This window comes from Sedimentibacter sp. zth1 (assembly GCF_017352195.1).
Classification (GTDB): domain Bacteria; phylum Bacillota; class Clostridia; order Tissierellales; family Sedimentibacteraceae; genus UBA1535.
This window is the reverse complement of record NZ_CP071445.1, coordinates 1,375,816-1,399,985: the sequence shown is the minus strand read 5'-3', so window position 1 is coordinate 1,399,985 and position 24,170 is coordinate 1,375,816. Positions and strand designations below refer to the sequence as shown.

At 34.2% G+C, this 24,170-nt stretch carries 10 protein-coding genes, 16 tRNA genes and 4 rRNA genes; all 30 read left to right on the top strand.

Features of this window, described 5'->3' with window-relative positions:
- Window positions 1-115 precede the first annotated feature (115 nt).
- Window positions 116-1,096 carry a 3'-5' exoribonuclease YhaM family protein gene (locus tag JYG23_RS07125; protein ID WP_207237751.1) on the top strand — a complete coding sequence of 327 codons (981 nt, stop codon included), beginning with the start codon at window positions 116-118 and terminating at the stop codon, window positions 1,094-1,096.
- Window positions 1,097-1,116: 20 nt separating this feature from the next.
- On the top strand, window positions 1,117-2,253 hold the full coding sequence (gene zapA, locus JYG23_RS07120) for a cell division protein ZapA (RefSeq protein ID WP_207237750.1): 1,137 nt from the start codon (window positions 1,117-1,119) through the stop codon (window positions 2,251-2,253).
- Entirely contained in the window at window positions 2,250-4,442 is a 2,193-nt protein-coding gene (locus JYG23_RS07115; RefSeq protein ID WP_207237749.1) for a U32 family peptidase, read from the top strand. The genes zapA and JYG23_RS07115 overlap by 4 nt, the downstream gene beginning before the upstream one ends.
- 24 nt (window positions 4,443-4,466) lie before the next feature.
- A complete protein-coding gene (locus tag JYG23_RS07110; RefSeq protein ID WP_207237748.1) occupies window positions 4,467-6,851 on the top strand; it encodes an endonuclease MutS2 in 2,385 nt (794 codons plus the stop codon).
- Window positions 6,852-6,882: 31 nt separating this feature from the next.
- Window positions 6,883-8,580, top strand: coding sequence for an arginine--tRNA ligase (gene argS / locus JYG23_RS07105; protein ID WP_207237747.1), 1,698 nt, complete (start codon window positions 6,883-6,885; stop codon window positions 8,578-8,580).
- A 121-nt stretch (window positions 8,581-8,701) separates the two neighbouring features.
- On the top strand, window positions 8,702-9,376 hold the full coding sequence (locus tag JYG23_RS07100; protein ID WP_207237746.1) for a lytic transglycosylase domain-containing protein: 675 nt from the start codon (window positions 8,702-8,704) through the stop codon (window positions 9,374-9,376).
- A gap of 53 nt (window positions 9,377-9,429) precedes the next feature.
- Entirely contained in the window at window positions 9,430-10,317 is an 888-nt protein-coding gene (locus JYG23_RS07095) for a hypothetical protein (protein WP_207237745.1), read from the top strand.
- The gene (locus JYG23_RS07090) at window positions 10,314-12,044 is read left to right on the top strand and encodes a B12-binding domain-containing radical SAM protein (RefSeq protein ID WP_207237744.1); all 1,731 of its coding nucleotides are present in this window, start codon (window positions 10,314-10,316) and stop codon (window positions 12,042-12,044) included. The genes JYG23_RS07095 and JYG23_RS07090 overlap by 4 nt, the downstream gene beginning before the upstream one ends.
- Window positions 12,044-13,171 (top strand): tetratricopeptide repeat protein, encoded by a 1,128-nt coding sequence (locus JYG23_RS07085; protein ID WP_207237743.1) that lies wholly within the window; start codon window positions 12,044-12,046, stop codon window positions 13,169-13,171. The genes JYG23_RS07090 and JYG23_RS07085 overlap by 1 nt, the downstream gene beginning before the upstream one ends.
- A 24-nt stretch (window positions 13,172-13,195) precedes the next feature.
- Window positions 13,196-14,800, top strand: coding sequence for a glycosyl hydrolase family 18 protein (locus JYG23_RS07080; RefSeq protein WP_207237742.1), 1,605 nt, complete (start codon window positions 13,196-13,198; stop codon window positions 14,798-14,800).
- Window positions 14,801-15,579: 779 nt separating this feature from the next.
- Window positions 15,580-17,091: ribosomal RNA gene (locus tag JYG23_RS07075) — 16S ribosomal RNA — on the top strand.
- Between the two features lie 459 nt (window positions 17,092-17,550).
- Window positions 17,551-20,480: ribosomal RNA gene (locus tag JYG23_RS07070) — 23S ribosomal RNA — on the top strand.
- A 217-nt stretch (window positions 20,481-20,697) separates the two neighbouring features.
- Window positions 20,698-20,814, top strand: a 5S ribosomal RNA gene (gene rrf, locus JYG23_RS07065).
- Between the two features lie 6 nt (window positions 20,815-20,820).
- Window positions 20,821-20,895 (top strand) — tRNA-Asn (locus JYG23_RS07060).
- 7 nt (window positions 20,896-20,902) lie between these two features.
- A tRNA-Leu gene (locus JYG23_RS07055) sits at window positions 20,903-20,991 on the top strand.
- Between the two features lie 16 nt (window positions 20,992-21,007).
- Window positions 21,008-21,083: transfer RNA gene (locus tag JYG23_RS07050), tRNA-Met, on the top strand.
- A 9-nt stretch (window positions 21,084-21,092) separates the two neighbouring features.
- Window positions 21,093-21,169, top strand: a tRNA-Met gene (locus tag JYG23_RS07045).
- A gap of 21 nt (window positions 21,170-21,190) precedes the next feature.
- Window positions 21,191-21,265, top strand: a tRNA-Glu gene (locus JYG23_RS07040).
- A gap of 18 nt (window positions 21,266-21,283) precedes the next feature.
- Window positions 21,284-21,359 (top strand) — tRNA-Val (locus JYG23_RS07035).
- A 19-nt stretch (window positions 21,360-21,378) separates the two neighbouring features.
- A tRNA-Asp gene (locus JYG23_RS07030) sits at window positions 21,379-21,455 on the top strand.
- Window positions 21,456-21,478: 23 nt separating this feature from the next.
- Window positions 21,479-21,554, top strand: a tRNA-Thr gene (locus tag JYG23_RS07025).
- A gap of 14 nt (window positions 21,555-21,568) precedes the next feature.
- A tRNA-Arg gene (locus JYG23_RS07020) sits at window positions 21,569-21,645 on the top strand.
- A 36-nt stretch (window positions 21,646-21,681) separates the two neighbouring features.
- A tRNA-Lys gene (locus JYG23_RS07015) sits at window positions 21,682-21,757 on the top strand.
- Between the two features lie 33 nt (window positions 21,758-21,790).
- Window positions 21,791-21,866, top strand: a tRNA-Lys gene (locus JYG23_RS07010).
- A 4-nt stretch (window positions 21,867-21,870) separates the two neighbouring features.
- Window positions 21,871-21,959 (top strand) — tRNA-Ser (locus JYG23_RS07005).
- 14 nt (window positions 21,960-21,973) lie between these two features.
- Window positions 21,974-22,050: transfer RNA gene (locus JYG23_RS07000), tRNA-Pro, on the top strand.
- Window positions 22,051-22,064: 14 nt separating this feature from the next.
- Window positions 22,065-22,141, top strand: a tRNA-Ile gene (locus JYG23_RS06995).
- Window positions 22,142-22,172: 31 nt separating this feature from the next.
- Window positions 22,173-22,249, top strand: a tRNA-Ile gene (locus JYG23_RS06990).
- Between the two features lie 12 nt (window positions 22,250-22,261).
- Window positions 22,262-22,337: transfer RNA gene (locus JYG23_RS06985), tRNA-Phe, on the top strand.
- A gap of 320 nt (window positions 22,338-22,657) precedes the next feature.
- Window positions 22,658-24,169 (top strand): 16S ribosomal RNA (locus JYG23_RS06980).
- Together the 16S, 23S and 5S rRNA genes with 16 tRNA genes alongside form the textbook arrangement of a ribosomal RNA operon.
- The last annotated feature ends 1 nt before the right edge of the window (window position 24,170 follow it).

The following is a 24,170-nucleotide window of genomic DNA, read 5'->3' as shown; positions in this document are numbered from 1 at the left end:
AGGTACAATGTTAATAATAGAATAACTTAAAGTAAAATAATTATAAAATATCTATAATAAAATTTAGACAGAAATTAAGCTATTTTATAAATATGAATTTGGAGATATTAAAAAAATGGGAAATAATATATATGATAATCAAAAGAGCATACAAGAGCTAAAAGCTGGAGATAAAATTGATGCATTTGTTTTAGTTAAAAGTTATGATGTAAAAAAAACGACTGCTGGTAAATTGTATGTTGATTTAAATCTGGTAGATAGAACTGGAGAAATCAATGCTAAAATTTGGGAAAACCCTAAGGCAAGTGAAGAAATATTAGTTGAAAATAGCATAGTTAAAGTTAGAGGTGAAATCCTAGAATGGGGTGGAGCATTACAACTAAAAGTAAACAAAATTAGAGCTTTACTTGAAAACGAAAACATACAAATTTCACAACTTGTACCATCTGCGCCTATAGAACCAAATGAAATGTTAAAAGAAGTAAAAGATTTTGCTGATAAAATAAAAGATATACAAATTAGAACTCTAGTAAATAATATATTAGAAAAATATAATAATAAGCTGTTATTTTATCCAGCTGCCAAAAAAAATCATCATTCATATAGAGGTGGACTATTATACCATGTACTTAGAATGCTAAAAACAGGTGAAATGATTAGTATGATATATGGCTCATTAAATACAGACTATATATTTGCAGGTGTTATTTTACATGATATTTGTAAAGTGTTAGAGATGGATTCGGATGATTTTGGTGTAGTTTCAGACTATACTATGGAAGGAAAACTGTTAGGACATATAATACAAGGTGTAAAGGAGATAGAAATTGAGGGAGAAAAAATAGGTCTAGACAGGGAAAAAAGCATTGTTTTGCAACATATGATTTTATCACACCATTATGAACCAGAATACGGAAGTCCTAAAAAGCCTATGACAATAGAATCAGAGGTACTCCATTATCTAGATATTATAGACGCAAGAATGTTTGATTTTGAAAATGTACTTAAAGGAGTAGAAGAAGGACGATTTTCAGATAGGGTTTGGGTTTTAGACAATAGAAGTGTTTACAAACCAATAGATAACAATATTAAATAATTAAAGGGAGGTACTGCATAGTGAACGTCATAGAGCTTAATATAGGAAATAAAGAATTCACTGTTAAAACAGATGAAAATAATGAACATGTAAAAAAAGTTGAAGGAATTATAAATGAACAATTAGACGTGTTTGCAGTAAATAATAAAAAATTTAATGAAATAGAAAAATATATATTTACTTCATTTATGATTTGCGATAAATATGTTAAACTTCAACAAAATATATCAGACATAGAAAATGAATGTGATGCAAAAACACAAGAATCAAAAGAAAAAATAATTTCATTATACAATGAAAATGAGGAGTTAAGAAACAAAGTTGAGGAGCTAAGTAGTAAAAGTCAATCTCTCATAACGCAAATTAATGGTGTTCAAAAAGAAAAAGAAAATTTATCAAATAAAGTTCGTGTCCTTGAAAATAATTTTAAAGAAAAAGAACAAAAAATGGTTCAAAAAGAAATAGAAGTTGAAAATTTACGAAATCAAGTTAGAGGTTTAAACAAAAAATGCAATGATATGGGCATTGATAGAGATAAATTTGTAAATGAAATAAAAGAAAATGACAAAGTTAAGAATGATTTAAACTCAAGAATAACAAAACTGTTAAACAATATAAATGAAAAAGACCAAGTTATATCTGATAATGAAATTAAGAGAAGCAATAATATAAAAGAATTAAATGATATAAAAGTTAAAAATGACCTTTTAAGTAAAGATAAAAAATCAATTGAAAATGATTTTAATCAAATCCAAGCTTTGAATGCAGCTTTGAATAAACAGATAGTTGAGTTTAAAGAAAAGATACAACATAAAGATGATATAATAGGTCAAAATTATAAATTTATTGAAGAGTTGAAAATATTAAAGAGTGAAACAAATAAAAAATATGAACGAACAAATGAAGAAAAAGAAAAATGTCTTGAAGAATTATTAGAAGCTAACAATGAGCTAGAAAATTCAAATTTCACTATTAACGAAATGAACGAAAAACTAAATAGAAAAGAGTCAGAAAATTATCAAAATACAGTACATATTGAGCAATTAGTAAATGACAAAGATTTGTTGATGAAAGAAAATAACAATTTGAAAAATGAAAACAGTGAATTGTTAAAGCTGTTGGATGATGCTACAAAAGCGAATGAGGAGACAGTATGATAAAAAAAATAGAATTATTAGCTCCAGCAGGAAATAAGGATGCCTTCTATGCTGCAATAAATAGTGGTGCTGATGCAGTGTATCTTGGAGGAAAGAATTTTAATGCTAGACAATATTCTGACAATTTTGAAAATGAAGAACTAGTGGAATTAGTTAAATATGCGCATAATAAAAACGTAAAAGTTTATGTTACAGTAAATATAATATTAAAAGATACAGAAATCATAGATGCACTAAACTATACTAGATTTTTGTATGAAATTGATGTTGATGCAGTTATAGTTCAAGACTTAGGTTTGATATATCTTATAAAAAAATATATACCAAACTTAAATATCAATGTAAGTACACAAGCAACTGTATATGATAAATATGGCATAGAGTTTTTTAATAATATAGAAATAAATAGATTCATATTATCTAGAGAATTATCACTTAATGAAATCAAAGAAATTGCTAATTCAACTGATAAGAAAATAGAAACTTTTATACACGGTGCTCTTTGTATGTGCTATTCAGGTCAATGCTATTTAAGTAGTTACTTTGGAGGAAGAAGTGGTAATAGAGGAAAGTGTGCACAACCATGTAGGCTTAACTATAGTTTCTTTAATAATACTAACAAATCAACCATAGAAGAATTTGACGAAAAGCCATTATTAAGTTTGAAAGATTTTAAAGCTGGCTTATCGGTTACAGATTTAATAGATATAGGAGTAACTACACTAAAAATAGAAGGAAGAATGAAAAATCCAGAGTATACAGCTATCGTTGTTGAGTATTATAGACATTTGATAGACAACTATATAAATGGTGAAAATTATGATTTATTGGAACTTGAAAATAAAGTAGAATCTGTATTTAGCAGAGGCTTTACCAATGGCTATCTTTTAAACGGCAAAGAAGATATGTTTGCTGGAGTAAGTTCTGGCTCAAAAGGTAAAGATATAGACAATATAGTAGACGAAATACAAGATAGAATAAATCCATATAGCAAACATAGAAGAAGAAATATAGATTTAAGTATTGAAGTTTGCTTAGGACAAAAAATAAAATTAACTGCAAAAGATGATTACAATGAAGTTGTAGTTTTTAGTAGCGAAATAGTAGAGCAAAGTATAAAAAATCCTGTAAATGAAGAAATGTTAAAAGAGCAGCTATATAAACTAGGCAATACGATTTTTAATTTGAACAGTTTACTTATAAAACTTGATGAAAATACTTTTGCTAGAAAAAGTACAATAAACGAATTAAGAAGAGAGGCTGTAGATAAATTATATGATTTACATTCGAATTCTTTTAACAGACAAAAAATCGATAGCTTTACAAAAAACGAAATACTAATACCACAATCAAAGCAATTAGACAAGTCAAAAATCAGTTTCAAAATCAATTCGTTAGCAGATTTAAATTATATAAGTGATAAAATTGCGCGTATATATGTGCCTTATGATTTCAATGATTACGATACAAGTAAAATTGAAAATATAAGAAATACAGAGAAGTTTTTATGGATACCTAATATTATGAATAATAAAGATTATGAATATTTGTTGGAAAATATAAAAAAACTTGAGAATATTTACGATGGAGTTTATGTAAACAATGTTGGAAGCTTATATTTCTTTAAAAGATATAGTAAGCTTAAAATTCATTGTGGATATTTTTTCAATATAATTAATACATTTAGTGCTAACTACCTATATGAAAGTGGTGCAAGTAGCGCAACTCTTTCAGTAGAATCAAATATAAAAGACATAGAATCCATAAATAAGTATTCGCCAATACAAACTGAAATAGTTGCTTATGCATATGTACAGTTAATGACAATGAAAAATTGTCCATTTTCAGTAGTTAAAGGCTGTAAAAGCCATGGAAATTGTAAATCGTGCGAATATAGTTCTGGATATAAGTTGAAGGATAGAAAAAATATAACATTTAACATTGAAAGAGAAAATGGCCTTTCAAAGTTGTACAATAGTGTACCTCTAACAACTATAAGTAAAACAAGTGAATTTTTAGATATTGATATTGATTATTACTTTATAGATAGTAAATGGGCAGAAGATATAAAATCAGTTATAGACGTATTAGACAAAGAGTTAAATGAAGAATATGTAGAAAATAAAGAGTATGATATATTGCAGGAAAATAGCTTTACAAGAGGACATTATTTTAAAAACATATTGTAATATTAATTGTAAAGGATGAGAGTAATGAAACAGAAGTCAAAAAATGTTTTAGAATTTCGTAAAATTATAGATAAAGTAGAAAGCTTTGCTCAAACAGAGTTTGGGAAAGAAAAAGTAAGAAAAATAGATGCAATAAGTGATTTAGAAGAAGTTAAAAATATGCAACTTGAAACAAAAGAAGCTTTTTCAATGATTATGGAAAAAGGGAATCCCTCTTTTGGTGGAGCAAAAGACATTACAGGTTATGCAAGACATGCTGCACTTGGTGGTTGTATTTCAATTGCAGGACTATTAAGATGTGCGGATACTCTTAGAGTTGCAAGGCAACTTAAAAATTATATTCAGTTGAACAGAAAAGATGAAAGAGTATATAAAATTATTGATGAGTATGCAGAAAATATATTTACAGATAGAAACATAGAGGATGAAATATATTTTGCAATAATATCTGAAGAAGAAGTTGCTGATGATGCAAGCCCTCAATTAAAAAGAATAAGAAGAGAAATTGTTACAAAAAAAGCACAAATTAAAAATAAAATAAATTCTATGGTTAATTCAGTAGATACTCAAAAGTATTTACAAGATAATATTGTTACAATTCGTAATGATAGATATGTATTACCGGTAAGATCAGAATATAAATCAATGGTAAAAGGTATGGTGCATGACCAGTCTTCAACTGGCGCAACATTGTTTGTAGAACCTATTGCGATAGTTGAAATGAATAATGTACTTGCAACTTTAAAAATAGAAGAAAAGAAAGAGATTGAAAGAATACTATACAATCTTAGTGCAATGATTGCTGAAATAGAAGGTCCGATTAAATTAAATAAGGAAATACTAACAGATTTAGATTATATATTTGCAAAAGGTGGTTACGCAATAAGTATAAATGCCATAATGCCTGAGTTAAATGACAAGGGAAATATAAGAATAAAAAATGGTAGACACCCTCTTATTGATAAAAACACAATAGTACCTACTAATGTTTGGGTTGGTAATGAATTTACTCAATTAATCATTACAGGTCCTAATACTGGTGGTAAAACAGTAACTTTAAAAACCTTAGGATTATTTACATTGATGGCGATGGCAGGACTGCATGTTCCTGCTGACTATGGTACAATCTTATCAACATTTGATGCTGTTTATGCAGATATAGGTGATGAACAAAGTATAGAGCAATCTTTAAGTACATTTTCATCACATATGACCAATATTGTAAAAATAATGAATGAAGTAACAAATCGTTCATTTGTGTTGTTTGATGAACTAGGAGCTGGTACCGATCCCGATGAAGGAGCAGCACTTGCTATGAGTATATTGGATACTCTTAGAGAAAGAAAAATAGTAACAGCAGCAACAACACACTATAGTGAATTAAAATTATATGCATTAACCAATGAAGGGGTATGCAATGGTAGTGTAGAATTTAGTATTGAAACACTAAGTCCAACATACAAAGTATTGATTGGAATACCAGGTAAATCAAATGCATTTGCTATATCAAAAAAAATAGGATTAGGTGACAATATAATTGACAAAGCAAAGGCTATGATAAAAAAAGATACAGTAGCTTTTGAAGATGTATTAAATAAAATTGATAGCGATAGAAAATATATTGAGTTAAAAAGAATTGAAATAGATAATTTGAAGCTTGAGCAAGAAAAAATCACAAAGGATGTTCTTGCAAAGGAAAGAAAAATTAAGGAAAAAAATGATAAAATTATAAATGAAGCTAACTATGAAGCTAGAAAAATACTTGATACAGCAAAAAAAGAAACTACAGAAATAATTAAGGATTTAAAACAATTAAATCTTGATATGGATGCTGAAAGAAGTAGAAAAGCATATGAACTAAGACAAAATTTAAATAATAAGCTCAAAAGCATTGACGACGCATTATTTGACAATATGATAGTAGATATAGATGATGATGAAGATGAAGTCGTTGATAAAGTTATTAAAAATGGGGATTATGTATTAGTAAGAACCTTAAATCAAAAGGGATATGTTATTAATATAGACAATAGTAAATGTGCCACTGTACAAATAGGATTATTAAAAATGAAGGTTAAACTTATCGATTTAGTTAAAACTAAGTCCGATGAAGAAAAACAACAAACAATCAAGACTGGAAAAATGTTAAAGCTTAGGACAAAAAGTGTGAAACCTTCAATAGATTTAAGAGGAAAAAATTTAGAAGAAGCACTTATGGATATAGATAAATATTTAGATGATGCATTTATGTCAGGATTAAATGAAGTGCAATTGATACACGGAAAAGGAACAGGTATATTAAGAGAAGGAATTAAGAAATATTTAAAAACTTATAAACACGTTAAAGAATTCAGAATAGGTAAGTTTAATGAAGGCGGAGATGGAGTAACAATAGTATCGTTTAAATAATATAAATTTTTAACAATAGTGGAGGTAAAAAATGGACTTTAAGCAAAAAGTTGCAGAAATATTTAATAATTTTGACAATGAATTGACAATTAATGAGGCAATGCAAATGATTGAAATACCATCTAATCAGGATTTAGGTGATTATGCAGTACCGTGCTTTAAATTCGCAAAAAAATATAAAAAGGCACCACAAATGATAGCACAGGATGTAGTTAACAGCATAGAAAAAACTGATGATTTTGAAAACATAATAAATATTGGTCCATATGTAAATTTCTTTGTAGATAAAGATCATTATGCAGAAAATATTCTTAAACAGGCATGTAATCAAAAAGATAAATTTGGAAGCAGTAATATTGGAAATAATAAAAAGGTTATAGTTGAATTTTCATCGCCTAATATAGCAAAACCATTTCATATTGGTCATATACGTTCAACTGTTATTGGTCATTCATTATATAAAATATATACATATCTAGGATATGATACAGTAGCAATAAATCACTTGGGAGATTATGGAACTCAATTTGGAATGTTAATATCAGCTTATAAAAAATGGGGAAACAAAGAAGAAATAGAAGCAAATCCAATACCAGAATTATTAAAGCTATATGTGAGATTTAATAAAGAGTCAGAAGAAAATGAAGAATTAAGAGAAGAAGCAAGATACTGGTTTAAAGAGCTTGAACATGATAATGATGAAGCAGTACAACTTTGGACTTGGATGAGAGAAGTAAGTTTAAATGAATTTAACAGAGTTTATGATATGTTTGGTATAAAGTTTGATTCATTAGCAGGGGAAAGCTTTTATTCAGACAAGATGCCAGCAGTAGTTCAAGAATTAAAAGATAAGAACCTGTTAAAGGAATCACAGGGAGCACAAATAGTTGAGCTTGGAGATTATGGACTTACTGATGCAGTTATAATGAAAAGTGATGGTTCAACATTATATGCAACTCGTGATATGGCTGCGGCAATATATAGAAAGAAAACATATGATTTTTATAAAAATATATATGTAGTTGGTGCACCTCAAAAACTTCACTTTGACCAATGGAGAAAAGTTCTTGATCTTATGGGATATGAATGGGCAAAAGATTGTATACATGTAATGTTCGGAACTGTTAGCTTGGAGGAAGGTTCATTATCTACTCGTAATGGAAGGGTAGTATATTTAGAGGATGTTCTTAAAAAAGCTATTGATAAAACAAAAGACATAATCGAAGAAAAAAATTCTAACCTTCCAAATAAAGAAATTGTTGCAAAACAGGTTGGAATTGGTGCAGTAATATTCCAGGAATTGTTTAATACAAGAATTAAGGATTATATGTTCTCATGGGAAAAAACATTGAGTTTCGAAGGAGAGACAGGACCATATGTTCAATACACTTATGCAAGAACATGCAGTGTATTAAAAAAAGCTAATATGGATATAATAGAAGATGTAGACTTTAGTTTATTAACAGATAAAGTATCATTTAATGTTATAAAAAGACTAGACGGATTTAAAAATGCAGTTTTAAGTGCACATGACAAGAACGAACCTTATTTTATAACAAGGTATGTAGTAAATCTAGCACAGGATTTCAATAGATTTTATCATGAATGCCCTATAATAGTGGAAGACGATAGCATTAAAAAATCAAGACTTTTATTAACTAAAATTGTGAATACTACATTAAAAACTGCATTAGGACTTTTAGGAATAGAAGCACCTGAAAAAATGTAAAAAGGTAGTAAATATTAAAGTTGTTATGAATATGTAACAAATTATCCCTTGACTTTCCAAATAAGGTTAAATATAATACAACCTGTGCTTAAATTAATTTAAATTAAGAATAGGAGAAAAAATGGAAAGCAGAAATATAAAACAATTTATATGTTTATCGGTGTTTATATGTTTTGTTTCTTATGTGTTTTTATTCAAGCTAAGCACTGTAGTTGATGCTGAAATAAAAGAAGAACAAGAAGTATTTAGCAATATAGCTGTTGAGAAAATATTAAACACAAAAGAATTAATAACACCAATAAAGGTAATTGAAAACCAACTTTTAGTCTTTGTAAATGTAGAAACCGGACTAAAGTACAATGAGTGTAATTTTATGATTAATAAATGCAAAGAGAAAGATATTGATATATTTTTACTACTTGGTTTATTAAAAAAAGAAAGTGGATTCAATCCAAGTTCGACAGGAAGTTCTGGAGAAATGGGATTAGCACAATTAATGGAGAAAACAGCAAGACATTATTCGACTCAGTTAGGATATGAATATAGTCAAAAGATTATATATGATCCAGTAACTAATATTGATCTTGCAATTGAACATTTATCATATCTTAAAAAATTATATAATGGTGATAAGCACAAAATTCTGACAGCATATAATAGAGGAACAAAAGGCTTAGAAAATTATATTGAAGCTAAGAGATCCCCATATGAAGAATTAGGTATGAGTACTTATTCGGTAGATACATTGCAGTATAGTGAAGAGTTTAAAGAACAATTTGTAAATTTTGATAATTAAGTGTATAATGAAGCTGATAGAAATATCAGCTTTATTAATTTTTGGAGAACATTATGGAAAAAAAGATATACAATCTTTTGTACAATTGTTATGCAAATAGCTTAGAAGGTAATTTTGGAAAGCTGAATTATCAACTATTTGTTATGTCATTAAGGAGTATGATTCCCTATGAAAATAAACTTGGTTGTGAATTCAACACAATGAGATATAAGCATGAAATAGAGACACTCAAATACTATGTAAATGGTCAAGATACAGTTGTAGAAAATATTCTAAAAGGAAACAATCCCTGTACTGCAGAGGACAAATTAATACAATATAAAATAATTCCAATTATAATTTCTAATACCCAATGGGAAACGGTGATTAATCAAGTATTGAATTGTGCTGTGTATTTCACTTATAGTAAAAATACTATTCTCAATGCTCTTGTCTTATCTTCAATTATCTTTGATTATATGAACAATAATACAATAAATTTAGATAGTATTTACGAAATAACTAAAAAAAGAATAATAGATTTTTCAATAAAAAGTTTTTACAAGGATAATTTTAACATTGTAGTAAAAAGTAATTATATAATTAATTTTGAAAAAGAAAGAATTTCATATCTAATAAAGAACAACATTAATGATATGTGTGATGAATCAATATTGGACTTAGTTAATCTAATATTAGATGGAACAGTCATAAAATCAAGTATTAGCCAAGAAAATGATTTATTGATAAAGAATTTCAGTATATACTTATTGAAGTTAAGAAAAGGAATTCTTGACCCTACCAAACTTAAATTTAATGTTAATGAAGCTATTAAATTAGATAGATATTTGAAAAATGATCATTTTAAACATCCGATTCTGGGAAAATGTAGCGTTATTAATAGAGATGGTAATGAATTAATTATGAAAACAAAGACAGGAAATATAAAGGTGAAGTTATGAAAACATTGTTAGTGTCAATAGACTCTAAATTTATACATTCAAATCTTGCATTAAGATATATAAAAAACTATTGTAAAAGTGATTTCGATATTGATATAAAAGAGTTTACTATTAATCAAAAAATAGAATATATCACAGATGAAATTATAAACACACATTCAAGCTTAATTTGTTTTTCATGTTATATATGGAATATTGAATATGTAAATCAAATAGTTTATATATTAAAAACTGCAAAACCAGAACTTAAAATTTTATTAGGTGGACCTGAAATATCTTTTGAGGTTGAAAAGCAAATGAAGGAAAATAATCTTATTGACTTCGTAATATACGGAGAAGGTGAAATTAGTTTTCACGATTTTTTAAACGTTTATGAGGCTAAAAAGGACTTTTCAACGGTAAAAGGTTTAGCATTTAGAAAAAGTAATCAAATAATTGTTAATAAACCTAGGGAAATGTTAACAAATTTAGACGCTTTAATATCACCATATAATAGCGATGAAACATACGAGGATAAAATTGTTTATTATGAATCATCAAGAGGATGCCCATTTAGATGTAGTTTCTGTATGTCATCTATAGATAAATCTGTTAGAGTTTTTTCTATGGATAGGGTTAAAAGTGACTTATTATATATATTAAATGCAAAAGCTAGACAAATTAAATTTGTTGATAGAACTTTCAATGCTGATTATAAAAGAGCAATGGAAATTATGAAATTTATTAAGGATAACAATAAAAATAATTCATCGATACATTTTGAAATTACTGCAGATATAATTAATGATGAATTTTTAGAGTTCTTAGGGACAATGCCAACAAACATGTTTCAATTAGAAATAGGTGTACAAAGTTTAAATGAAAATACTTTAGATGAGATAAATAGAAAAACTAATATAGATAAGTTAATACATGTAGTAGATGGAATAAAAACAAATAACAATATGCATATGCATTTAGATTTAATTGCTGGATTACCTTATGAAGACTATAATTCATTTACAATTTCATTTAATAGAATTCATAATTTATATGCAGAAAAATTGCAATTAGGATTTTTAAAAGTTTTAAGAGGTACAAAGATATATGCTGATATTGAAAAACACGATATTAAATATAACATAAAGGCACCTTATGAAATAATTAAAAACAAGTACCTTAGTTATGAAGAAATACTTAGATTAAAAAATATAGAAGAACTTCTAGATAAATATTATAATGAAAAATATTTTGATTTATCATTAGAGTTTATCATTAAAGATTTTTATAATAATGATGCATTTTGCTTTTATGATGAATTTAGACATTATTGGAAAGAAAACAATTTATACAAAGCATCACACAATAGAAAAAAGCTATATGAAATTTTATATAATTTTATCAAACATGAAAATAAGCTAACAGATAAATTAGTTAATAATTTATTAATTGATTTTGTTTGTAGTAACCATAGAGAAGAATTAATTAATATATTTGACAATAGATTAGAAGAAGACTTAAGACCGCTGAAAAGAGAAATAGCAAAAAACAAACAATTCAGAGAAAAGTATTTTAATATTACAGATAATACAACTAAGATATTGAATAACTTTAGAATACTTAAAATTGCAGAGAATATCATTTTATTCGTGTATAAAGACAAAGATAATATATTTGAAAGATGTAAAACGTACGATATAACCGAATTTGCAAATAAAATTTTAGAGAGTAAAAGAGAGGAAAACTAATGAAAAAATCCGAAAAATATTTTATAGATTTCTTTGATAGAAAAAAAGATGATATATCATTTATAACATTAAAAAAAGGTGCTAAAATTACCCTTGGTAAAAATTCTTACACAACAGATAAGGAACTACCTGTGCCTATAAGAATAAACTCGTTGATTGAGGATATACAAAAACAAGACGAGTATGATGGAGTAATGCTTAACAATATAGTTGATGGTATAATATTTTTATTAGGTACAAACTTTGAATTTGAGTATAAAGAAGTTTATTTAAATATATTGAAAACATTAAATTTTGAAATAGAACCTTATGTTATATATTGCATAAATCAATTTGATGATAAAAAGGTTGATGATGTAGTTGTATATGGAAAATTTTTAATAAATATTAATGAAAATGATAAGAATTGCTTTGTCTATGCTTCATGCTTAGAACGTAAATCAGTTTATTTATTAAATAAAGAATTAGATGGTGCAAACTATTATATGAGTGAATCATTGAAATATTTTGAAAAATCATTAGATTATAATAATAAGTTTGCTCTTTCTTATTATAAATTAGGATTTTATTATAAGACTAATCAACATTATTTAAAAGCTAAATTATATTGGGAAAAACAATTAGAGTATGATGATGATTCTAATAGAATTGAAGAAGTTAGAGAAGAATTAGAGAATCTAGAGGTATATGTTCAATATGAAACGGGCTATAACTATGTTTTAGATGGAGAACCACAAAGAGGACTTGATATATTACTACCTATAGTGAAGGTTTATAATAATTGGTGGAATTTATTATTTTTTATAGGTCTTGCATATAGAAGCTTGGAAGAATATGAAATAGCTCAACGATACTTTGAAAATGTTTTACAACTAAATGAAGGACAAATACACGCACTTAATGAATTAGGACTTTGTAGAATGTGCTTAGAAAAATATAAGGGTGCTGAAGAAGCCTTTACAGCCGCTCTTGCATTAGAACCAAAAAATGGTGAATTCCTATGCAATAGGGCAGCTGCATATATATATAATGGAGAGAAAGATAAAGCAAAAAAAGATATAGAACATGCACTTAAAATCAACTCAAAAGATGAAGTAGCTTTAGAATTAAAGAAAATGATACAATAGTAAATATTTGAGAGAAGGTGTTTTATGAGAAAATCAAAGATATTTATTTTAATAGTATTGAGTATTCTAATAATTCTAGGAGTAGTTTTTATAATAAATTCTATAAATGACAATGAAATTATACAACAAGCAAACCTATATATTGAAAATGGAATATATAATTATGATGATTTACTATTAAGTGATGACAAAATGTATATATCTATGGATTGCATTAAAGCAAATGATTTACTTGATTTACATTGGGACAAGGATTATAACAAGTTATCAATATTTAAAAATTATAATAATATTACTATTAGTTATAATAATGACAATGCAACATATATAGATTGTTTATATTTAACTGAGGATGTGTTGAAGGTTTTTAACGATACATTATATCTTAATGCTACTTTCTTGAAAAACAACTTAATAAATAGCATGTTTGTTGATAACAATTCAAAGAATATTATAATAAGTAATATTGAAAAACAATATAGAGCTAAAATTAAAACATCGCTGAAATTTTGGACAAGCTCTGATAATTCAGAAGAATATACTATTAAAAGAAATGATATATTCTATATATATGATAAGCAAATATCAAATATGTTATTATGCAGAAATACTAATGGAAATATAGGGTATGTATTAAAGAAAAACATTGTACCATATATTACTATTGAAGAAACAACATACACAAAACCACATAGAAAAGAAAGCATTACTATGTCTTGGGATTTGGTAAATAAAAAAATAAGTAATTTTGTGGAATTTGATATTCCACAAGTTATAGATGTATTGGCACCAACATGGTATGAGTTAGTTGATAATGAAGACTACTTTTTAGATTATTCAAATGTTGAATATACAAGTTATGTACAAAGTACAGGGAAAAAACTGTGGGCAACATTTAATAATAACTTCGATAAAGAACTTACAAGTAAGTTATTAAACAATGCATATAAAAGAAGTAAAATTGTTGATAAAGTAATACAGATAACAAAAGAAAAAGGATATAATGGTATAAATATCGATTTCGAAAATGTATATCTAAAAGACAAAGATGTATATAGTGCTTTTATAAAAGAACTGTATTGCAAGTGCTTAACTGAAAAGATTACATTATCTGTAGATGTTGCGGTACTTTCAAGTTCTGAAACTTGGTCGATGTTTTTAGATAGAAAAGCAATAGGAGAATATTCAGATTATGTGGTACTAATGGCATACGATCAAAATGTAAGTGGAGTATCTGGTTCAGTTGGTTCAATACCATGGATTGAATATGGTGTTGAAAATTTACTTGAAAGTGTTAATGATGGAAAGGTAATATTAGCAGTTCCTTTTTATACGAGACTATGGGAAGAATCAATGGAAGATGATGCACTTGTTGTAAAATCAACATCTCTTAAAATAAGTACAGCAGAAAAATTGCTAGATGAATTAGGTATTGAGTTATCATATGATGTAACAACAGGTCAAAACTATGGTGAAAAGATGATTGATGGCGTTAGGTGTAGAGTATGGAATGAAGATGAAACGTCTCTTAGTAATAGAATGGAAATAGTAAAGAAATATAATTTAGTAGGAAAAGGTGTTTGGGCTTTTAATTTTGGTACAGAAGAAATGTGGCAAAGTTTAGAATAGAATATATAAGCGCATACTATATGAAAAAAATTCTTCATAATAGTATGCGTTTTGTTTATATAATGTTAGGATTTTTAAATAAAATCTAAGCATGTTATTTCATTTTAAAACTTAAAAATCCTTGACATACAAATAAAAATATGATAAATTAAGTAAGTCGTAACTATTATATATATTTGAGAAATTAACATTATTTAAAAATAGTGTTGACAAAATAATCTGTTTTTGTTATACTACTAAAGCTGTCAAAAAAAATTAATTTCAGTTAAATAAAAAATTAAAATAAGTGTTGACAGATAAAACAAAATATGATAAGCTATTATAGCTGTCGAAAAGAGAAAAATAAGTTATAATGTAAAAATAAATAATTTAAAAAAGTTCTTGACAAACTTCGACAGAGATGGTAAACTAATAAAGCTGTTGAGAGACAGCAAAGCATTGAAAAATGAATATAAATTAATATTTTTTAGATAATTTTAAGGCAACTGAAATTTGAAGCGCACAGTGTATAAAGAATACACGAGCACTGGAAAATGAAAGTAACGCAGAAAGTGCTAAAAAAGATAATTTATAAGAACCCGCAACATGGCTAACGCCGTTGCGAAGTGCAAATTGACTTAAAATTTTTGACGAAATTTGTTCGCACCTTAGACAATAAAACAGCATAAGAACAACCTTTGATTTCAGTACTCGCAAGAGTATAAGAAATAGAACAAAAAACAGTAACAACAACAACAACTAACGAGAGTTAGTGCCAAGCGTAAGCTTGAGAACAGATATTAAACGAGAGTTTGATCCTGGCTCAGGACGAACGCTGGCGGCGTGCCTAACACATGCAAGTCGAGCGAAGAAAGTCTTTCGGGACGAGTATTAGCGGCGGACGGGTGAGTAACGCGTGAGCAATCTGCCTCGTACAAAGGGATAGCCTCGGGAAACTGGGATTAATACCATATAACACTTATTGATCACATGATTAATAAGTCAAAGATTTATCGGTACGAGATGAGCTCGCGTTTGATTAGCTAGTTGGTAAGGTAATGGCTTACCAAGGCGACGATCAATAGCCGGCCTGAGAGGGTGAACGGCCACATTGGAACTGAGACACGGTCCAAACTCCTACGGGAGGCAGCAGTGGGGAATATTGCACAATGGGCGCAAGCCTGATGCAGCGACGCCGCGTGAGCGAAGAAGGTTTTCGGATCGTAAAGCTCTGTCCTTTGGGAAGAAAAAAATGACGGTACCAAAGGAGGAAGCCCCGGCTAACTACGTGCCAGCAGCCGCGGTAATACGTAGGGGGCGAGCGTTGTCCGGATTTACTGGGCGTAAAGGGTGAGTAGGCGGTAACGTATGTCAGATGTGAAAGGCGAGGGCTAAACCCTCGTAAGCATTTGAAACTGCGTAACTTGAGTGCAGGAGAGGTAAGTGGAATTCCTAGTGTAGCGGTGAAATGCGTAGATATTAGGAGGAACACCAGTGGCGAAGGCGACTTACTGGACTGTAACTGACGCTGAGACACGAAAGCGTGGGGAGCGAACAGGATTAGATACCCTGGTAGTCCACGCCGTAAACGATGAGTGCTAGGTGTTGGCCGAGAGGTCAGTGCCGGAGCTAACGCAATAAGCACTCCGCCTGGGGAGTACGGTCGCAAGACTGAAACTCAAAGGAATTGACGGGGACCCGCACAAGCAGCGGAGCATGTGGTTTAATTCGAAGCAACGCGAAGAACCTTACCAAGGCTTGACATCCCCTTGACAAGTGCAGAAATGTGCTCTCTTCTTCGGAAGCAAGGGAGACAGGTGGTGCATGGTTGTCGTCAGCTCGTGTCGTGAGATGTTGGGTTAAGTCCCGCAACGAGCGCAACCCTTATCATTAGTTGCCAGCATGAAAGATGGGCACTCTAGTGAGACTGCCGGTGACAAACCGGAGGAAGGTGGGGATGACGTCAAATCATCATGCCCCTTATGTCTTGGGCTACACACGTGCTACAATGGTCGGAACAAAGGGAAGCGAAAGCGTGAGCTGGAGCCAAACCTAATAAACCGATCCCAGTTCGGATTGTAGGCTGCAACTCGCCTACATGAAGTCGGAGTTGCTAGTAATCGCGAATCAGAACGTCGCGGTGAATGCGTTCCCGGGTCTTGTACACACCGCCCGTCACACCATGGAAGTTGATAATACCCAAAGTCGCTGAGCTAACCATTTGGAGGCAGGCGCCTAAGGTAGGATTAATGACTAGGGTGAAGTCGTAACAAGGTAGCCGTATCGGAAGGTGCGGCTGGATCACCTCCTTTCTAAGGAGACAGAAAACAAAATGTAAAGTAATACATTTTGTTTCAATGTCGCTTTTCTGGTTTGAACGCCAGAAAAGCATGTTCGAAACAAGGAACTTATGCTGTTTCATTGATGCTCAAGTGAGAATTTGAGTATTAAGACTAATGCAGAGAAAATTTTGGCAACAAAATGTTCAAAGCAAGCTGAACTTTGAAAATTGTATAGGAAAAAACAAACGAGAAAAACATCAAAAAAACAATAAAACTAAGTAAAAAATATAAGCGGAAGCAAATATTAATTACAAGAGTAACCAAAAAAATAGTTGTGTGAAGACGCACAATTAAACTGATGATTAAAAATTGCGAAGGTAATTTTTATTTAGGCAAGGCGGAAGGAACGAAAGAGCGGAATGTACATCTGTACATGAGCATCTTGAGAAACGACCAACGAAGCATAAATGAAAAAGGCCGAGCAAAAGAGGTCAAGATATAAAGAGCGTAGGGCGAATGCCTTGGCACTAAGAGCCGATGAAGGACGTGGTAAGCTGCGAAAAGCTACGGGAAACTGCAAACAAGTATTAATCCGTAGATATCCGAATGAGGAAACTCACATATGGAGAACCGTATGTAACGTATGATGAATAAATAGTCATACGTGGGGAACGAGGGGAACTGAAACATCTAAGTACCCTTAGGAAGAGAAAGTAAAAAACGATACCGAAAGTAGCGGCGAGCGAAATCGGTAGAGCCCAAACCATGTTTCGGCATGGGGTTGCGGACATATCAACAAAGTATCCGAGACGATAGTCAAAGACTTCTGGAAAGAAGCTCCAAAGAGTGTGATAGACACGTAGACGAAAAAGTCAAAGAGCAAGATATGATCCAGAGTACCACAGGACACGAGAAATCCGGTGGGAAGCAGGGAGGACCATCTCCCAAGGCTAAATACTACTTAGTGACCGATAGAGAAATAGTACCGTGAGGGAAAGGTGAAAAGAACCCCGGGAGGGGAGTGAAAAAGAACCTGAAACCCTATGCTTATAAGCAGTGGGAGCACTACGAGTGTGACCGCGTACTTTTTGTAGAACGGGCCAGCGAGTTACGATATGCAGCAAGGTTAATAACTGAGAGGTTAGGAGCCGAAGCGAAAGCGAGTCTTAATAGGGCGAAAGTTGCATGTCGTAGACCCGAAACCAGGTGACCTATCCATGAGCAGGTTGAAGCTAGAGTAAAATCTGGTGGAGGACCGAACCCGTTAGCGTTTAAAAGCTATGGGATGACTTGTGGATAGCGGTGAAATTCCAATCGAACCTGGAGATAGCTGGTTCTCCTCGAAATAGCTTTAGGGCTAGCCTTAACGTAAGATTAATGGGGGTAGAGCACTGAATAGTCAAGGGACGTTATACGTTACCGAAACTTATCAAACTCCGAATACCATAAAATTAGCGTTGGGAGTCAGACTATGTGAGATAAGTTTCATAGTCAAAAGGGAAAGAGCCCAGATCACCAGCTAAGGTCCCAAAGATAGATTAAGTGGAAAAGGATGTAGGACTACACAGACAACCAGGAAGTTGGCTTAGAAGCAGCCACACTTTCAAAGAGTGCGTAATAGCTCACTGGTCGAGTGGACCTGCGCCGAAGATTACCGGGGCTAAAATCTATCACCGAAGCTGTGGGATTGTATTAATACAATCGGTAGAGGAGCATTCTGTACGAGTCGAAGCGCCATCGAAAGAGGCTGTGGATTGTACAGAAGAGAGAATGCTGGCATGAGTAGCGAAAGGTGAGTGAGAATCTCACCCATCGAAAGACTAAGGATTCCTGAGGAAGGCTCGTCCACTCAGGGTAAGTCGGGACCTAAGCCGAGGCCAAAAGGCGTAGGCGATGGATAACTGGTGGAAATTCCAGTACCACCGAAGATCGTTAAAAGAGAAGTGGGGACACAGAAAGATAAGTTAGCGTACTGATGGAATAGTACGTCTAAGTAAGTAGGGAGAAGAGATAGGCAAATCCGTTTCTTCAATAATCCTGAGATACGAATGGGAGCGAAAACAAGTAGTGAAGTAACTGAGTCTACGCTGTCAAGAAAATCCACTATCGAGATCAAGGTGCCCGTACCGTAAACCGACACAGGTAGTCAAGGAGAGAATCCAAAGATGAGCGGAAGAACTATTGTTAAGGAACTAGGCAAAATAACCCCGTAACTTCGGGAGAAGGGGTGCCCATGGAAGTGAAAGTCGAACGACCGGAGCTTTAGTGGGCCACAGAAAACAGGCTCAAGCGACTGTTTACCAAAAACACAGGTCTCTGCTAAATCGAAAGATGAAGTATAGGGGCTGACACCTGCCCGGTGCTGGAAGGTTAAGGGGAGCTGTAAGCGTAAGTGAAGCAGTGAACTTAAGCCCCAGTAAACGGCGGCCGTAACTATAACGGTCCTAAGGTAGCGAAATTCCTTGTCGGGTAAGTTCCGACCCGCACGAAAGGTGTAACGATTTGAGCACTGTCTCAACAATAGATCCGGTGAAATTGTAGTACTCGTGAAGATGCGAGTTACCCGCGGCAGGACGGAAAGACCCCATGGAGCTTTACTGCAGGCTGACATTGGAATTCGGTATTAATTGTACAGGATAGGTGGGAGACTAAGAAACATGTACGCCAGTATGTGTGGAGTCGCTGTTGGGATACCACTCTATTGATACTGAATTTCTAACATGATACTGTGATCCAGTATATGGACACTGTCAGTTGGGCAGTTTGACTGGGGCGGTCGCCTCCGAAAGAGTAACGGAGGCGCTCAAAGGTTTCCTCAGCACGGTCGGAAATCGTGCGAAGAGTGTAAAGGCAGAAGGAAGCTTGACTGCAAGACGTACATGTCGAGCAGGAACGAAAGTTGGACTTAGTGATCCGGTGGCGCCGAATGGAAGGGCCATCGCTTAACGGATAAAAGCTACCCTGGGGATAACAGGCTTATCTCCCCCAAGAGTCCACATCGACGGGGAGGTTTGGCACCTCGATGTCGGCTCGTCTCATCCTGGGGCTGAAGCAGGTCCCAAGGGTTGGGCTGTTCGCCCATTAAAGAGGCACGCGAGCTGGGTTCAGAACGTCGTGAGACAGTTCGGTCCCTATCCGTCGTGGGCGTAGGAAATTTGAAGGGAGCTGTCCTTAGTACGAGAGGACCGGGATGGACAGACCTATGGTGAATCAGTTGTTCCGCCAGGAGCACGGCTGAGTAGCTAAGTCTGGAATTGATAAGCGCTGAAGGCATCTAAGCGCGAAACAAACCTTAAGATAAGATTTCCCATTACGTAAGTAAGTAAGACCCCTGAAAGACTAACAGGTAGATAGGTCACAGGTGTAAGTGCAGCAATGTATTCAGCTGAGTGATACTAATAGGTCGAGGTCTTGACCAATAATGATCCTAACCCCATTTGAGAATCAAATGGATGGTAGGTCAGATCCAGCGAAATCCAAATCTATACGAACGTAAGTGAGTAAATAGATTTGTGATGCAGTCGGACAAATCTCGAAAAGTTTTTCCTGTACAATTTTGAAAGTTCAAACTTTCAATTTAATGATAACTTAATATACAATATAACGAAGTAATTTTTAAATTACGAGTTATACTAATCTGGTGATAATAGCAAAGAGGACACACCCGTTCCCATCCCGAACACGGAAGTTAAGCTCTTTAGCGCTGATGATACTTGGTGGGTGACTGCCTGGGAAAGTAAGACATCGCCAGATTGATATTCCGAGGTAGCTCAATGGTGGAGCAACCGGCTGTTAACCGGTAGGTCGTGGGTTCGAGCCCCACCCTCGGAGCCATGAATATGCCGGAGTGGCGGAATTGGCAGACGCACAGGACTTAAAATCCTGCGTTCCCTAAAGAACGTACCAGTTCAAGTCTGGTCTTCGGTACCATTTATAATTAATTTGTCGCGGGGTGGAGCAGCTGGAAGCTCGTCGGGCTCATAACCCGAAGGTCATAGGTTCGAATCCTGTCCCCGCTACCAAAATAAATTGGCGGCGTAGCTCAGTTGGCTAGAGCATGCGGTTCATACCCGCAGTGTCAGCGGTTCAAATCCGTTCGCCGCTACCAAAATAAATTATCAAAATAAAAGGCCCTATGGTCAAGCGGTTAAGACACTTCCCTTTCACGGAAGTAACCCGAGTTCGAGTCTCGGTAGGGTCACCATTACAAAATAAAAAACATGGAAGCATAGCTCAGTTGGGAGAGCATCTGCCTTACAAGCAGGGGGTCATAGGTTCGAGCCCTATTGTTTCCACCATTTTTACAAAATTGAATGTGGCTTGGTAGTTCAGTTGGTTAGAATGCCAGCCTGTCACGCTGGAGGTCGTGGGTTCGAACCCCATCCAAGTCGCCATTTTCAATAAAAACAAGATACATGCTGGTGTAGCTCAATTGGTAGAGCAACTGACTTGTAATCAGTAGGTTGAGGGTTCAAGTCCTTTCACCAGCTCCATTTATAAATATTGTGGACCAGTAGCTCAGCTGGATAGAGCAACGGCCTTCTAAGCCGTGTGCCGGGGGTTCGACTCCCTTCTGGTTCACCATAAATTTTGTTTTTGAGTTACATAAGGTTTTTATTTGACTCATTAGCTCAGTTGGTAGAGCACCTGACTCTTAATCAGGGTGTCCAGGGTTCGAATCCCTGATGGGTCACCAACTTTAGTGTATGATATAATTTATCAAATATATGATCCATTAGCTCAGCCGGCAGAGCACCTGACTTTTAATCAGGGTGTCCCGCGTTCGAATCGCGGATGGATCACCAATATGGAGAGGTACCGAAGCGGTCATAACGGGGCGGTCTTGAAAACCGTTAGGGTGCAAGCCCACGTGGGTTCGAATCCCACCCTCTCCGCCAATTAAATAATATGTCGGGGCGTAGCGCAGTTTGGTAGCGCATCTGGTTTGGGACCAGAGGGCCGCGGGTTCAAATCCTGCCGCCCCGACCATATATGCAAATTATGGGCTTGTAGCTCAGGTGGTTAGAGCGCACGCCTGATAAGCGTGAGGTCGATGGTTCGAGTCCATCCAGGCCCACCATAGTTTAAACCAAAATATTGTAAAATATTTTGGGCCTTTAGCTCAGTTGGTTAGAGCGCCCGGCTCATAACCGGTAGGTCCAAGGTTCGAATCCTTGAAGGCCCACCATCTAATATTTATGCCCAGATAGCTCAGTCGGTAGAGCAGGGGACTGAAAATCCCCGTGTCGGTGGTTCGATTCCGCCTTTGGGCACCATTTAGTACAACAATATTAAATATAAAAACTGCTTGACATGAGTTAATACTTGTGATAAGCTAATCAAGCAAAAAAAATTAGTATACGAAGTCGTTAAGAAAAAATAAAAAAGTTCTTGACAAACTTCGACAGAGATGGTAAACTAATAAAGCTGTTGAGAGACAGCAAAGCATTGAAAAATGAACCTTAGACAATAAAACAGCATAAGAACAACCTTTGATTTCAGTACTCGCAAGAGTATAAGAAATAGAACAAAAACAGTAAAAACAACAACAACAATTAACGAGAGTTAATGCCAAGCGTAAGCTTGAGAACAGATATTAAACGAGAGTTTGATCCTGGCTCAGGACGAACGCTGGCGGCGTGCCTAACACATGCAAGTCGAGCGAAGAAAATCCTTCGGGATGAGTATTAGCGGCGGACGGGTGAGTAACGCGTGAGCAATCTGCCTCGTACAAAGGGATAGCCTCGGGAAACTGGGATTAATACCATATAACACTTAATAATCACATGATTAATAAGTCAAAGATTTATCGGTACGAGATGAGCTCGCGTTTGATTAGCTAGTTGGTAAGGTAACGGCTTACCAAGGCGACGATCAATAGCCGGCCTGAGAGGGTGAACGGCCACATTGGAACTGAGACACGGTCCAAACTCCTACGGGAGGCAGCAGTGGGGAATATTGCACAATGGGCGCAAGCCTGATGCAGCGACGCCGCGTGAGCGAAGAAGGTTTTCGGATCGTAAAGCTCTGTCCTTTGGGAAGAAAAAAATGACGGTACCAAAGGAGGAAGCCCCGGCTAACTACGTGCCAGCAGCCGCGGTAATACGTAGGGGGCGAGCGTTGTCCGGATTTACTGGGCGTAAAGGGTGAGTAGGCGGTAACGTATGTCAGATGTGAAAGGCGAGGGCTAAACCCTCGTAAGCATTTGAAACTGCGTAACTTGAGTGCAGGAGAGGTAAGTGGAATTCCTAGTGTAGCGGTGAAATGCGTAGATATTAGGAGGAACACCAGTGGCGAAGGCGACTTACTGGACTGTAACTGACGCTGAGACACGAAAGCGTGGGGAGCGAACAGGATTAGATACCCTGGTAGTCCACGCCGTAAACGATGAGTGCTAGGTGTTGGCCGAGAGGTCAGTGCCGGAGCTAACGCAATAAGCACTCCGCCTGGGGAGTACGGTCGCAAGACTGAAACTCAAAGGAATTGACGGGGACCCGCACAAGCAGCGGAGCATGTGGTTTAATTCGAAGCAACGCGAAGAACCTTACCAAGGCTTGACATCCCCTTGACAAGTGCAGAAATGTGCTCTCTTCTTCGGAAGCAAGGGAGACAGGTGGTGCATGGTTGTCGTCAGCTCGTGTCGTGAGATGTTGGGTTAAGTCCCGCAACGAGCGCAACCCTTATCATTAGTTGCCAGCATGAAAGATGGGCACTCTAGTGAGACTGCCGGTGACAAACCGGAGGAAGGTGGGGATGACGTCAAATCATCATGCCCCTTATGTCTTGGGCTACACACGTGCTACAATGGTCGGAACAAAGGGAAGCGAAAGCGTGAGCTGGAGCCAAACCTAATAAACCGATCCCAGTTCGGATTGTAGGCTGCAACTCGCCTACATGAAGTCGGAGTTGCTAGTAATCGCGAATCAGAACGTCGCGGTGAATGCGTTCCCGGGTCTTGTACACACCGCCCGTCACACCATGGAAGTTGATAATACCCAAAGTCGCTGAGCTAACCATTTGGAGGCAGGCGCCTAAGGTAGGATTAATGACTAGGGTGAAGTCGTAACAAGGTAGCCGTATCGGAAGGTGCGGCTGGATCACCTCCTTTC

Bases quoted from the DNA above. Each gene is read 5' to 3' on its own strand.
- JYG23_RS07110 (WP_207237748.1), top strand. From the start codon at position 4,467: ATGAAACAGAAGTCAAAAAATGTTTTAGAATTTCGTAAAATTATAGAT.
- JYG23_RS07115 (WP_207237749.1), top strand. From the start codon at position 2,250: ATGATAAAAAAAATAGAATTATTAGCTCCAGCAGGAAATAAGGATGCC.
- argS (WP_207237747.1), top strand. From the start codon at position 6,883: ATGGACTTTAAGCAAAAAGTTGCAGAAATATTTAATAATTTTGACAAT.
- JYG23_RS07125 (WP_207237751.1), top strand. From the start codon at position 116: ATGGGAAATAATATATATGATAATCAAAAGAGCATACAAGAGCTAAAA.
- JYG23_RS07095 (WP_207237745.1), top strand. From the start codon at position 9,430: ATGGAAAAAAAGATATACAATCTTTTGTACAATTGTTATGCAAATAGC.
- JYG23_RS07100 (WP_207237746.1), top strand. From the start codon at position 8,702: ATGGAAAGCAGAAATATAAAACAATTTATATGTTTATCGGTGTTTATA.
- JYG23_RS07085 (WP_207237743.1), top strand. From the start codon at position 12,044: ATGAAAAAATCCGAAAAATATTTTATAGATTTCTTTGATAGAAAAAAA.
- JYG23_RS07090 (WP_207237744.1), top strand. From the start codon at position 10,314: ATGAAAACATTGTTAGTGTCAATAGACTCTAAATTTATACATTCAAAT.
- JYG23_RS07080 (WP_207237742.1), top strand. From the start codon at position 13,196: ATGAGAAAATCAAAGATATTTATTTTAATAGTATTGAGTATTCTAATA.